This is a genomic window from Streptosporangium sp. NPDC002544 (genome assembly GCF_040295965.1).
GTDB lineage: Bacteria > Actinomycetota > Actinomycetes > Streptosporangiales > Streptosporangiaceae > Streptosporangium.
In genome coordinates this window covers 295427-308291 of the sequence record NZ_JBEOWJ010000003.1, presented here as the reverse complement: position 1 = coordinate 308291, position 12865 = coordinate 295427, and the positions used below count along the sequence as shown (strand labels likewise).

Below are 12865 nucleotides of genomic sequence, written 5' to 3'. Positions count from 1 at the left end.
CCGGAGCTCAGGTGAGGTCGCGGACCAGGGCGTCGGCCAGCAGGCGGCCGCGCAGGGTGAGCACCGCCCGGCCCGCCTTGAACGGCTCCGTCTCCAGCAGGCCGTCGGCCAGCGCGCGGGCGACCACCCGGGGGCGGTCGAGCTCCCCGAGCGGGAAGCCCTGGGCGAGCCGCAGCTCCAGCATCAACCGCTCCACCGCCCTGTCCCCGGGCCCCAGCACCTCTCGCGCCTGGGCGGGCGAGGTGCCCGCGGCCAGTCGCCGGGCGTAGGCGGCGGGGTGCTTGACGTTCCACCAGCGGGTGCCGCCGACGTGGCTGTGCGCCCCCGGACCGACGCCCCACCAGTCTCCGCCGGTCCAGTAGAGCAGGTTGTGCCGACATCGCCCGGCCTCGGAGGTCGCCCAGTTGGACACCTCGTACCACTCGAACCCCGCCTCGGCCAGCATGGCGTCGGCGATCAGGTAACGGTCGGCGGCCACGTCGTCGTCGGGCATCGGGAGCTCACCCCGCCTGATCCTGGCGGCCAGCCTCGTCCCGTCCTCGACGATCAGCGAGTACGCGGAGACATGGTCGGGTCCCGCCTCGATCGCCGCGGCCAGCGAAGCACGCCAGTCGTCGTCGCTCTCCCCCGGCGTGCTGTAGATCAGGTCAAGGTTGACGTGCTCGAACCCCGCCTGCCTCGCCTCCCGTACGGCCCGCGCCGGGCGGCCGGGGGTGTGGCGACGGTCCAGCACCGCGAGCACGTGCTCACGGGCACTCTGCATCCCGAAGCTCATCCGGTTGAACCCACCCTCGCGAAGCTCCGCCAGGTAGGCGGGGTCCACCGACTCGGGGTTGGCCTCGGTGGTCACCTCGGCGCCGGGAGCGAGCCCGAACTCCTCCTCGATCGCCCCCAGGATCCGTACCAGGTCTCCGGCCGGTAGCAGGGTCGGGGTGCCCCCGCCGAAGAACACTGTCTCGACCGGGAGGCGCGCGGCGCCGAGGTTGGCCCGCGCCCGCCGCACCTCGTCGACGGCGGTGTCCGCGTAGTCCCGCTGCGCGGCGCCGGGACCGAGTTCCGAGGCCGTGTAGGTGTTGAAATCGCAGTAACCGCACCGGGTCACGCAGAAGGGCACGTGGACGTAGAAGCCGAAGGGCCGCTCGCCGAGTCCGGCGAGCGCGCTCTCGGGGAGTTCGCCCGAGGCGGGTACGGGATCCCCGTCGGGAAGTGTGGATGGCACGCCCCAAGTCTGCCGCTCCCCACGCGATGCCCGGGACGTCGCCCCGGCCGTGGAGCGCCCGCCGCCGGCCGTTCATCGGTCAAACCACCGCGGGCCGTTGACGGCCGGATCGCACAGGTCTACGATCCGGGAAAACTTAAAGGAAAGTTTCCTATAAGTTACTATTCCGAGCAGTGGAGAAGCCCGTGCAGAGACTCCTCCGGAACATGATCGCGGCAGCCCTCGCCGCAGGTCTCGCGGCGGTGGCCTTACCGGCCCCGGCCCAGGCCCAGACCCCCTCAGGAAACGGTGACCGCTTCAAGCGGGTCGCCTACTTCATCCAGTGGGGCGTCTACGGCCGCGACTACCACGTCAAGGACATGGAGAGCAGCGGCGCCGCCGCCAAGCTGACTCACATCAACTACGCCTTCGGCTTCGTCAACGCCGAGGGTGACTGCTACTCCGCCGACCCGTGGGCCGACTGGCAACGCCCGGTGGCCGCTGAGCAGAGCGTGGACGGCGTCGGCGACGCCGAGGGCCAGGCGTTGAACGGCAACCTGAACCAGCTGAAGAAGCTCAAGGCCAAGCATCCCGGCCTCAAGACGCTGATCTCCCTCGGCGGCTGGACCGGCTCGAAGTACTTCTCCGACGCGGTGCTGACCCCCTCCGGACGCGCCAGGCTGGCCTCCTCCTGCATCGACCTGTGGCTCAGGGGCAACCTGCCCGGCACCGCCCCCGGCACCGGAGCGGGCGTGTTCGACGGCATCGACCTCGACTGGGAGTGGCCGGGCTCCTCCGGCAACGAGGGCAACGTCATCCGTCCCGAGGACAAGCGGAACTTCACCCTGTTCGTCACCGAACTGCGCCGCCAGATGAACGAGTTCGACCGGCGCACCGAGCTGACCGCCTTCCTGCCCGCCGCCGCCGCGAAGATCGACGCGGGCTTCGAGGTCCGCGACGTCTTCAAGCAGCTCACCTTCGCCACGGTCCAGGGCTATGACCTGCACGGCTCGTGGGAGAACGTCACCGGCCACAACGGCAACCTGTTCAACGACCGGCGCGACCCCAACCCGGTGAAGTACAGCGTGGACCAGACGGTCCGCGACTACCTCACGCGTGGCGCCCCGGCCAAGAAGATCGTGGTGGGCGTGCCCGCGTACGGTCAGGGCTGGACCGGCGTCACCGGCGGCAGGAACGGCCTGTACGGCACCGCCACCGGTCCCGCGCCGGGCACCTTCGCCGCCGGCAGCGAGGACTACAAGATCCTGGTGAACAAGCCGGGCAAGCGCTACCGCGACCTGCTGACCGGAACCGTGTGGCTCTACGACGGCAACGAGTTCTGGTCCTACGACGACCCGGCCTCGCTGGCCCAGAAGGCGGCCTACATCCGCCTGAAGGGTCTCGGCGGCTCGATGATGTGGTCCATCGACCAGGACGACACCTCGGCGTCGCTCACCTCGGCGCTCTACAGAATCCTGCGCTGAGCGACCCTCTCATACCGGGCGGGGCCGCAGAATCTGGGTCACCTGCGGCCCCGCCTGCACGTTCGTCCCCGGACGCCTAACCGCGCTCGCGGCCCAGCACCCGCTCGGCGACCCTGTCCCACCTCTCCGGGTAGCCCGGGTGGGCGAGCAGGCGGCGCAGCAGGTCTCTGTCACCGTGGTAGGCGCGGAAGGACTCGGTGACCGTGACGCTGCCCTCGGGGCGCGAGACGATCTCGACGGTGTCGCCCCGGCCCAGCTCGCCCGGCTCGACCACCCGCAGGTAGGCACCGACCCGCCCGGCCCGGGTGAAGCTCTTGAGCCAGCCCTGCTCCCCGATCCAGCTGCGGAACACCGAGCACGGCACCCTCGGTCCGGTCACCTCGGCCAGAACCGTGCCCATCCGCCAGCGCTCCCCGATCTTGGCCCCGTTGACGTCGAGCCCCGCTGTCGTGAGGTTCTCCCCGAACATGCCGTCGCGCAGCTCCCGGCCCAGCTCGGCCTGCCACCAGTCATAGTCCTCCCGCGCGTAGGCGTAGAGCGCCTGATCGGAAGAGCCGTGGTGCTCCAGGTCGGCCCTCTCGTCCTGGGCCAGACCGCTCTCCGAGGCCCCGACCCGGCCGTCCACGGGGGTCTTGTCTATCGCGGTGCGCTTGAGACGACCGGCCCACTCCGCGTCGACCGCGCGACCCACGTTCACCGAGACAATGTGCATGACCGGACGGTACCGGAGCCCTCGATCGGGAGGCGAACCGATATCCACCGCTAGTCCATGCCCGGTTCCAAGCCTGGCCGGGCCCTCGGCGTCCTTTACTTCTTGGACTTGTCCGCGGAGGACTCGGTGGACAGCGCGGCGACGAACGCCTCCTGGGGCACCTCGACGCGGCCGACCATCTTCATCCGCTTCTTGCCCTCCTTCTGCTTCTCCAGCAGCTTGCGCTTGCGGGAGATGTCGCCGCCGTAGCACTTGGCGAGGACGTCCTTGCGGATGGCGCGGATGTTCTCACGGGCGATGACCCGGGCGCCGATGGCCGCCTGGATCGGCACCTCGAACTGCTGCCTGGGGATGAGCTCGCGCAGTTTCTTGGCCATCTCGACGCCGTAGGCGTAGGACTTCTCCCGGTGAACGATGGCGCTGAAGGCGTCCACGGCCTCACCCTGGAGCAGGATGTCGACCTTGACCAGGTCCGACTCCTGCTCACCCGAGGGCTCGTAGTCCAGCGAGGCGTAGCCGCGCGTACGGGACTTGAGCTGGTCGAAGAAGTCGAAGATGATCTCGCCGAGCGGCATCGTGTAGCGGATCTCGACGCGATCCTCGGACAGGTAGTCCATGCCCTGCAGGTTGCCCCGGCGGTTCTGGCAGAGCTCCATGATGGCGCCGATGAACTCCGACGGGACGAGCACCGTCGACTTCACCATCGGCTCGAAGACCTTGTCCACCTTGCCGGTGGGGAACTCCGAGGGGTTGGTGACGACGACCTCCTTACCGTCCTCCATGATCACTCGATAGACCACGTTGGGCGCGGTGGAGATGAGCGAGAGGTTGAACTCGCGCTCCAGCCGCTCGCGGACGATCTCCATGTGGAGCAGGCCGAGGAAGCCGCAGCGGAAGCCGAAGCCCAGGGCGGCGGAGGTCTCCGGCTCGTAGACCAGGGCCGCGTCGTTGAGCTGGAGCTTGTCCAGCGCCTCGCGGAGCTCGGGATAGTCGTCACCGTCGATGGGATACAGACCCGAGAAGACCATGGGCTTGGGGTGCTGGTATCCGCTGAGCGCCTCGGCGGCCGACCTCGACACGGAGGTCACCGTGTCACCGACCCGCGACTGGCGGACGTCCTTCACACCGGTGATCAGGTAGCCCACCTCACCGACGCCCAGCCCCTGGTCGGCGATCTTCGGTTCGGGCGAGATGACGCCGATCTCCAGCGTCTCGTGGGCCGCGCCGGTGGACATCATCAGGATGCGCTCACGCTTGCCCAGGTGCCCGTCCATGACCCGGACGTACGTGATCACGCCTCGGTAGGTGTCGTAGACCGAGTCGAAGATCAGCGCGCGGGCGGGCGCGTCGGCGTCGCCGACCGGGGCCGGGATGTTCTCGACCACGTGGTCCAGGAGCTCGCGAACGCCCACACCGGTCTTGCCGGAGACCCTCAGCACGTCCTCCGGGTCGCAGCCGATGAGGTGGGCGATCTCCGCGGCGTACTTCTCCGGCTGGGCGGCGGGCAGATCGATCTTGTTGAGCACCGGGATGATCGTCATGTCGTTGTTCATGGCCAGGTAGAGGTTGGCCAGGGTCTGCGCCTCGATCCCCTGTGCGGCGTCGACCAGCAGGATCGCGCCCTCACACGCCTGGAGCGACCGGGAGACCTCATAGGTGAAGTCGACGTGCCCGGGAGTGTCGATCATGTTGAGGACGTAGTCGGTCTCGCCGACCTTCCATGGCAGCCTGACCGCCTGCGACTTGATCGTGATGCCGCGCTCGCGCTCGATGTCCATCCGATCGAGATACTGGGCGCGCATGGAACGGTCGTCGACCACTCCGGTGATCTGCAGCATGCGGTCGGCTAGCGTCGACTTGCCATGGTCGATATGCGCGATGATGCAGAAGTTGCGAAGCACCGCGGGGTCGGTCTGGCCAGGCTGAATGCGCACCGGGGTCCGTTTCAACAGATTGATGACGATCACACGACTGGCATGCCAGCCGCCTTCCATGGTGACATGTCCGGGTGATTGCCCGGACCAGAGCACGACTCGGCCTGCGTTTTCTCGCTGTGGTGGCGGCCCTGCTCCTTGCGCTTCCAGGGTTGGCCGTGGCCACCCTCACCCTGCAGTTTACCGGGACGCCCGCCCCGTGGGCGAAGACGACCGGCCACGACGCCCTGTGGCTCGGCCACGCATGGGTCGACGGCAGGAAGACCCACGACGACGTGCGAACGCTCGCCGCCAGGCTCCGCAAGACCGGTATCAAGGACGTCTATCTCCACTCGGGACCGTTCGACCACGACGGGACGTTGCCCATCGAGAGATATCCCAGGGCCGTCGACCTTCTGAAGTGGTGGCGCGAGGAGTTGCCGAAGGTCAGGATCTCGGCCTGGCTCGGCCAGAAGGTCGACGGCACCCTGGACCTCGACGACGCGGCCTCCAGGCAGCGTGTGCTGGACGGGGCGCGCGCGATCATGGCGCTCGGCTTCGACGGCGTGCACTACAACTTCGAGCCGATCGGCGACGGCGACACCGAGTTCCTCGACCTGCTGACTCGGACCCGCGCGATCGTGGGCGACGGTCTGCTCTCCACCTCGACCCCGCAGATCGAGCCGTTCCCGCTCACCCGCCCGGCCGTACGCGCCGTCCTCGGCCACGACAAGTACTGGTCGCCCGACTACTTCAGCCAGGTGGCGAAGCTTACCGACCAGGTAGCGATCATGACCTATGACTCGTATCTCCCCTTCCCCTCCGTATACGGCGGCTACGTCGTGCGGCAGAGCACGCTGGCGCTGGGACTCGTCCCCGAGGAGAAGACGGTGCTGATCGGCGCCCCGGCCTACCACGACCACGGCGTCTCCTGGGCCGACGAGGCCGAGAGCGTCGAGAAGGCGGCCAGGGGCGCCCGGCTGGCGCTGACCTCGTACGGCAAACCCCGTGAGCGGTTCGGGCTGGCGATCTACGTCGACTTCGCCGCCACCAAGGAGGACTGGGCTGAGTACGACAAGTTCTGGTTCAAGCCGTGAGGATTACGGTCCGAGCGATCAAAATCACACGCTAAACTGATCAGGCATCCCTCTGCCCGGCCTGTCGATTTGAGCGACGACCTCGGCAGTTGGTAGCCTAGTCAACTGCGTGTGGCGCGCCCTCTCTGCCCGCGCGCCCCATCCAACGACATTCACCGAGGCTTCTTCGTGGCGAACATCAAGTCCCAGATCAAGCGCAACCGGCAGAACGAGAAGGCCCGGCTGCGTAACAAGGCTGTCAAGTCTTCCCTGAAGACGGCCATCCGCAAGTTCCGCGAGGCCGCCGACCAGGGTGACGTCGAGCAGGCCGCTGTGCTCCAGCGCGCCGCCGCCCGCCAGCTGGACAAGGCTGCCAGCAAGGGCGTCATCCACAAGAACCAGGCCGCCAACCGCAAGTCGGCGATCGCCCAGCGCGCCGCCGCCCTGTCGACGGCCACCAAGTAGTTTCAGGTTTCGCGGACGCCGCCTCCCTCACGGGGTGCGGCGTTCTTGCGTTTCATCCGCCCGTGACGCTTGGCGCATCGAGTTTCTCGCCCCTGGTGGCCTCGGGACGCGTCGCCGACGGCACGCCTCGCGGGCCGGGGCGGCGTGATGCCGAGCGTGTCCCCGCCCGGCTGGCCCCGTTTTCCGCACCTGCCGCATCGTTGCAGATCAGCAGCCATATCTGATCCGATGCAGCGGGTGATCACCCCGGGTCGATCGGGGTCATGTGCGGAATGCAGGCTAGCGTCCGGTGCGGCTGGCGACCACGGTCTGGACCATGTGCTCCAGCGCGTACGCGGGGTCGGCGCCGCCGCCCTTCACCTGAGCGTCGGCGGTGGCGACGGCCTGGATCGCGCGGGCGAGGCCCTCGGGCCCCCAGCCGTTCAGCTGCCGCTGGACCCGTTCGATCTTCCAGGGCGGCATGCCGAGCCGGCCGGCGAGTTGACCGCCCCTCAGGTTGCGGGGAGCACCGCCCACCTTCGCCAGCGAGCGCAGGCCCCCGGCGAGCGCGCTGACCAGCAGAACCGGTGCCGTACCGGTCGCCAGGGCCCAGCGCAGTTGCTCCAGGGCGTCGCCCAGGCGCCCCTCGACTGCCGAGTCGGCCACGGTGAACCCGCTGACCTCGGCCCTGCCCCGGTGGTAGCGCGCCACGGCGGCCTCGTCGATCGCCTTGCCGGGGGTGTCGAAGGCGAGCTGGCTGCAGGCGGCGGCGAGTTCGCGCAGGTCGTTGCCCACGGCGTCGAGGAGCGCGGCGGCGGCGTCCGCCCCGATGGTGCGCCCGGCCCGTTTCAGCTCCGCCTTGACGAACGCCAGCCGCTCGGCCGGTTTGGTCACCTTGGTGACCGAGACCACCTGTGCCCCGGTTTTCTTGACCCCGTCGACCAGTGCCTTCCCCTTGACGCCCCCCGGATGGACGAGGATCAGCACGGTCTCCTCGGCCGGGTGAGCCGCATAGGAGACGACTTCGGCGATGACGTCCTTGCCGAGGTCCTGGGCCGAGCGGACGACCACCACGGACCTGTCGCCGAACAGCGAGGGCGACGTCAGACGGGTGAGCTCCCCGAGCTCCATCTTCGCACCGGGGAGATCGTGCACCTCGGCGGTCGGATCGGCCGCCCTGGCCGCCGAGGTCACCTCGCTCACCGCGCGGTCGGCCAGCAGTTCCTCGTCGCCGAGTATCAGGATCACGGGTGCCGGATCGGTTGCCGCCATGCCGAGCAGCATGCCACGTCCCGGTGGCGGAAAGGGCATCGGCAAGTCGTTCGCAATTGGAATGCAGGTGCCGTGAGGCACCCTGGGAACATCACAGGAGGTGAAAATCATGACAAAATCCACCATTCGCCGCCATGCCTGCCCGCGCTGCGGAACATCCCTCGACGAGGGCCCGATCATGTACCGCTGCGCGCGCTGCAGCCGGTCGGTCTACGCCGCCGACGTGGACACTGAGTTCCGCCGCCCGGCCAAGGTCACGTCCTAGCCCCGCACCGGAGCGTTCCTCTGGGGGATGACGGACAGGGCTCCCCCACTGTCCACCACGGCGAGGTCCCCCGACAGGTCCGTCCGGTGGACGCGCACACCGAGCCGGTACAGCGTGGCCAGGGTCGACGGGGCGGGATGGCCGTAGTCGTTGTCCGCCCCCACGCTGATGAGGGCGGCACGAGCACCGATGGCGGCGAAGAAGGCCGGGTCGTACCTGCTGGATCCGTGGTGCGGAACCTTGAGGATCTCGGCGGGCGGCAGGCCCCTGCGGAGCAGCTCCGCCTGAGCCTCGGTCTCGATGTCGCCGCTGAGCAGAGCCGACCCCGCGGCCCAGCGAACATGCACCACGACGCTGGCGTTGTTGACGGCTGCTCCCTTCCCCGCGCCGATCAGGGACGCCTCGGCCACCGGGCCGATGACCGTCAGCTCGGAGGGCCCGAACCGCCAGCTCGCCCCCGGACTCGCCGCCCACTCGACCACACGGCGGCGGGCGAGATCCTCGCTCAGCCTCACCTCCTCGTGCTCCCCGGCATCGCCTCCGGCGCCGCGCGGGGTCACCAGCACCGCTCCCACCGCACGCCCGCGGAAGACACCGTCGAGCCCTCCCACATGGTCGAGGTGCGGATGGGTGAGGATGACCAGTGGCACCTCCCCGATTCCCATGGAACGCAGACAGCGGTCCACCCGGACGGGATCGGGCCCCGCGTCCACCACCACGGCTCGCCCAGGCCCTGCCGCGACCAGCAACGCGTCTCCCTGGCCGACATCGCAGGCCACCAGCAACCATCCGCGAGGCGGCCAGCGAGTCACGATCGGCGCGGCCACCGTCACGGCGAGAACCAGGCCGACGACGGTCGCCAGGGCGATCAGGCGTGTCCCCCGGTGCCGCAGTACCAGCACGGCGAGCGGGACGGCAGCGGCCAGCAGGAGCAGCCCGGTGACACCGCCCGGCCACGGGAGCACACCCAACGGGAGCCCCGCGGTGTGCCCGGCCACCTCGATGATCCATCCGGTGGCCAGACCCGCCGGCCGGACCAGCAGCTGAGCGAGCCCCATGTGCAGGGGGGCGACCAGCGCCACCACGAAGCCGAGCAGGGTGGCCGGGGCCACGGCCGGGCCCGCGAGCAGGTTGGCCGGGATCGCCACCGGTGCGAGCTGCCCGGACATGAGGACCAGGACGGGGGTGACGGCGGCCTGGGCCGCGGCGGCCACGGCGATCGCCTCCGCCGCCCAGCGGGGCATTCGGGTCGAGAGCCGGTCGCGCCAGCGCGGTGCGAGGACCAGAATGCCCGCGGTGGCGAAGACCGACAGGGCGAAGCCGTAGGAGCGGGCGAGGTCGGGGACAAAGAAGATCAGCCCCAGAACCGTCGCCGACAGAGCCGCGACGCCGTCGCGCGAGCGGCCCGTGCCGAGTGCCACGGCGGCGACCCCGCCCATCAGGAGAGCCCTGAGCACACTGGGCGAGGGCCGGGCGACGATCGAGAAGGCGACCATGGCCGAGATCGCCAGCACCGCCCGCGCGGCGAGTGGCAGACCGGCCATCCTGGCCATCGCGACCGCCGCACCGGCCACGACGGCGAGATTCGCGCCGGAGACGGCGAGCAGGTGGCTGAGACCGGCCGCCTTGAAGTCGGCTCTGACCTGGTCGTCCATCCGGGACACGTCACCGACCACCAGGCCGGGCAGCAGCCCGCGCTGCGCCGGCGGCAACACCTCGGCCGCCTTCCTCAGCCCCGATCTGAGCACCCCGGCCGCGCGTTGCTCCCAGGAGGGCCCGCTCAGGACTCGCGGTGCCCCCCTGACCAGCACCACCGCCGCGAGCAGCTCACCGGGGTCCGCCGGGCCGAAGCGCCCGCTGACCTCGACCCGCTGGCTGGGCAGCAGCGAGCGCCACTCCGCGCCGGAGACGAAAAGCAGCACCGGAGCCCGCAGCGTCACCCTGTCCGCTCCCGTCCCGACCGACTCGACCCGGGCGGGCACCACGAAGCTCTCCCGTCGGAACAGCCCACCACGCCGGGCCACCTCCCGGGGGTCGTCGGTCACCACCGCCTCCGCCACCGCCGAGGCGTGCCTTCCGGCCAGCTCGGCGACCGGTCCCGTACCCGCGGCGTGCACCCGGAAGGCCACCGACCCGGCCACCGCGGCCGTGCACCCCAGGACCGCGATCACCGCGTTACGCCAGCCCGCCGTCCTCCCTGTCCGGACCGGAACAGCCACGGCCAGGGCACCCACGGCCGTGAGACCGGCCACCACGGCACCCGTCGCCGCAGGACAGCCCAGCAGGACGAGGGCGGTCACCCACGATGCCGCCGCGGGCAGGAGCAGATGCGCGGCGTGCGCGCCCCACCCCTTTCCGGAACTCCTGGAACCGCCGGCCTTCCCGGGAGCACCGGAACCATCAGAGCTCTCGGTATCCCCGGTGCCCCTGGTATCCCCGGCGCGCCCGACCTCGACGGCCGGGCCGGCTCGCATCGCGACCGCCCTCCCCGACCGGCGGATCACACGCGGACCTTGTCGCGCATCTCGGCATACTTACGGTCGCCGATGCCGCTCACGTCGCGGAGTTGCTCAACGGCGCGGAAGCCGCCATGGGCGGCGCGGTACTCGGTGATGCGCCGGGCGAGCACCTCGCCCACGCCCGGTAGCCGCTCCAGCTGCTCGGCCGTGGCCGTGTTGAGGTCGACGACGGCGGTGGCGGGGTCGGCCGGATCCACCGAGGCGGGTGCCGCCGCGACGGCGGGGCCGGCCGAGCCGACGACGATCTGCTCGCCGTCGACGAGCCTGCGCGCGAGGTTGAGAGAACCCGTGGCGGCTGCCCCGCGAACGCCCCCGGCCGCCTGGACCGCGTCGGCGACCCGGGAACCTCCGGGCAACGTGATCACCCCGGGGCGGCGGACCTTGCCGGTCACGTGAACTGTCAGCTCGGTGGCCGGCGCGGGCCGGGACCGTGCGGCGTTGACAGGCTCCGACAGCGGAGCCCCGGAGATCGGTGCCGGCGGGGCCAGCGGCTCGGGCTCCGGCTGGGACCTCCAGGCATACACGCCGCCGGCGACGGCGGCCGTCAGGGCGACGAGCAGCAGGAGGCGCAACCCCGGCCTGCCCGGACCGAAAGCCTGTCCCTGTGCGGCCACGACCTTGCGCAGTGCCTCGAAGGCCGGGGGAGGCGGCATGGAACGCATGCGCGCGGCGGGACCGTCGAGGGAGACGGCATCCGGCGGCCGGCCCTGCCCACCGGACCACGCGTCCCCAGCCGAACAGGGCAGACCGGCCCCGGCCTCCCCATGAGAGAGCGGATCTCCCGGATCGGCGGGGCCTACCGGCCGGAACGGCGAGAACCGATCGTTGGGCGGCGGCAGGGCGAGCAGGTCGGTCGACCTGCGAGGGAGGGGCACGGCGGTAGGTGAGCCACGCCCTGTCAGGATCCGCAGCCGCGACTCGGCTCGGAACCGCTCGATGTTCTGGCCTGTGGTCCGCACCCGCAGGACGCTACGGCGGCGGCACCGGGAATATCCTTGCCGAACTCCGTTCTGTGGATATCCGGCCGACCGTACGGCCAGGCTGTGGACGGCGATCCGGCGGACGGGCGCCCGGACCGGGCATGCGCGCCCACGGGTGTCAGGAGGGCGGGAAGGAGACGGTGATGCCGAGCATCCCGGGGCCGACGTGGGCGCCGATGACCGAACCGACCTCGACGACTGTGACCTCGACGAGTGCGGGGATGCGCCGGGGCAGGCGCGCCGCCAGCGCCTCGGCACGGGCCGCGGCGCCGAGATGCTGGACGGCGACCTCCACCGGGACGGTGCCCGCGGCCTCGACCGCGAGATCCTCGAGACGGGCGATGGCCCGGCTCGCCGTACGGACCTTCTCCAGCGGAACGATCGCGCCGTCACGGATGTGCAGGATCGGTTTGATCATCAGTGCCGAGCCGAGGAGGGTCGCCGCCGCACCGATCCGGCCTCCCCGGCGCAGGTATTCCAGGGTGTCGACATAGAAGAAGCTGCGGATCGACTCCGCACGGCGGCGGGCGGCATCCGCCACCTCCGTCCGGGTCGCGCCCGCGGCGGCGGCACCCGCGGCGGCGAGGACGGGGAATCCCAGGCCCATCGCGATGGACCTGCTGTCGATGACCTCGACCGGAACCGGTGAATCCTCGGCTCCCGCGCGGGCGGCCTCGACCGTGCCGGACATCTCCGCCGACAGGTGGATGGAGACGATGCCGGTCGCGCCTTGGGCCGCCGCCTGGTCGTAGGCGTCCGCGAAACGCCGCGGAGCGGGCCTGGAGGTCGTCACCGGAGCCCGCTCCCCGAGCACGTCGTCCACGCTCGCGCCGTCGAGCCGCGCCATGTCGTCGAGCGACCTGCCTCCCACGATCACCTGGAGCGGTACCACGATGATTCCCAGGCGGGAGACCTGCTCTCGCGGAAGGTAGGCGGTGGAGTCGGTGACGACGGCGACCGATGGCGACATGTCCAGAGATTACTCGGGGAAGATCAGACGAA

Annotated in this window: 11 protein-coding genes; 4 read left to right on the top strand and 7 right to left on the bottom strand. The window is 70.5% G+C overall.

Translation table 11 applies throughout. The features are described from left to right. Window positions 1–7: 7 nt before the first annotated feature. Window positions 8–1219 (bottom strand): radical SAM family heme chaperone HemW, encoded by a 1212-nt coding sequence (gene hemW / locus ABT061_RS06165; RefSeq protein ID WP_350913235.1) that lies wholly within the window; start codon window positions 1217–1219, stop codon window positions 8–10. 185 nt (window positions 1220–1404) lie between these two features. Here hemW and ABT061_RS06160 point away from each other — a divergent pair, with 185 nt between their 5' ends. After that, window positions 1405–2682: a glycoside hydrolase family 18 protein gene (locus tag ABT061_RS06160; protein WP_350913233.1), complete on the top strand. Its 1278-nt coding sequence runs from the start codon at window positions 1405–1407 to the stop codon at window positions 2680–2682. Between the two features lie 76 nt (window positions 2683–2758). Here ABT061_RS06160 and ABT061_RS06155 read toward each other — a convergent pair whose 3' ends face one another. Then, window positions 2759–3394: an MOSC domain-containing protein gene (locus ABT061_RS06155; protein WP_350913231.1), complete on the bottom strand. Its 636-nt coding sequence runs from the start codon at window positions 3392–3394 to the stop codon at window positions 2759–2761. Between the two features lie 95 nt (window positions 3395–3489). Continuing rightward, window positions 3490–5328 carry a translation elongation factor 4 gene (lepA, locus tag ABT061_RS06150; RefSeq protein WP_350913437.1) on the bottom strand — a complete coding sequence of 613 codons (1839 nt, stop codon included), beginning with the start codon at window positions 5326–5328 and terminating at the stop codon, window positions 3490–3492. Between the two features lie 74 nt (window positions 5329–5402). On the opposite strand from lepA, the gene ABT061_RS06145 reads away from it, so the two are divergent. Together ABT061_RS06145 and rpsT are read left to right on the top strand one after the other, a co-directional pair. Continuing rightward, window positions 5403–6404 carry a glycoside hydrolase family 18 protein gene (locus ABT061_RS06145; RefSeq protein ID WP_350913229.1) on the top strand — a complete coding sequence of 334 codons (1002 nt, stop codon included), beginning with the start codon at window positions 5403–5405 and terminating at the stop codon, window positions 6402–6404. Between the two features lie 168 nt (window positions 6405–6572). Further along, window positions 6573–6848, top strand: a complete 276-nt coding sequence (gene rpsT, locus ABT061_RS06140; RefSeq protein WP_350913227.1) for a 30S ribosomal protein S20 — start codon at window positions 6573–6575, stop codon at window positions 6846–6848. Between the two features lie 279 nt (window positions 6849–7127). Here the strand turns inward: rpsT and holA are convergent, their stop codons facing one another. Then, complete coding sequence (holA, locus tag ABT061_RS06135) at window positions 7128–8099, bottom strand: DNA polymerase III subunit delta (RefSeq protein WP_350913225.1); 972 nt, start codon at window positions 8097–8099, stop codon at window positions 7128–7130. A 109-nt stretch (window positions 8100–8208) separates the two neighbouring features. On the opposite strand from holA, the gene ABT061_RS06130 reads away from it, so the two are divergent. Further along, entirely contained in the window at window positions 8209–8364 is a 156-nt protein-coding gene (locus tag ABT061_RS06130; RefSeq protein ID WP_350913223.1) for a hypothetical protein, read from the top strand. On the opposite strand, the gene ABT061_RS06125 is transcribed toward ABT061_RS06130, so the two are convergent. From ABT061_RS06125 to ABT061_RS06115, 3 genes are all read right to left on the bottom strand, one after another. Then, window positions 8361–10838 carry a ComEC/Rec2 family competence protein gene (locus tag ABT061_RS06125; RefSeq protein WP_350913221.1) on the bottom strand — a complete coding sequence of 826 codons (2478 nt, stop codon included), beginning with the start codon at window positions 10836–10838 and terminating at the stop codon, window positions 8361–8363. The two genes, ABT061_RS06130 and ABT061_RS06125, sit on opposite strands and share 4 nt — an antisense overlap. A gap of 26 nt (window positions 10839–10864) precedes the next feature. Continuing rightward, the gene (locus ABT061_RS06120; RefSeq protein ID WP_350913219.1) at window positions 10865–11842 is read right to left on the bottom strand and encodes a helix-hairpin-helix domain-containing protein; all 978 of its coding nucleotides are present in this window, start codon (window positions 11840–11842) and stop codon (window positions 10865–10867) included. Window positions 11843–11981: 139 nt separating this feature from the next. Then, window positions 11982–12833 carry a DegV family protein gene (locus tag ABT061_RS06115; protein ID WP_350913217.1) on the bottom strand — a complete coding sequence of 284 codons (852 nt, stop codon included), beginning with the start codon at window positions 12831–12833 and terminating at the stop codon, window positions 11982–11984. Window positions 12834–12865 lie beyond the last annotated feature (32 nt).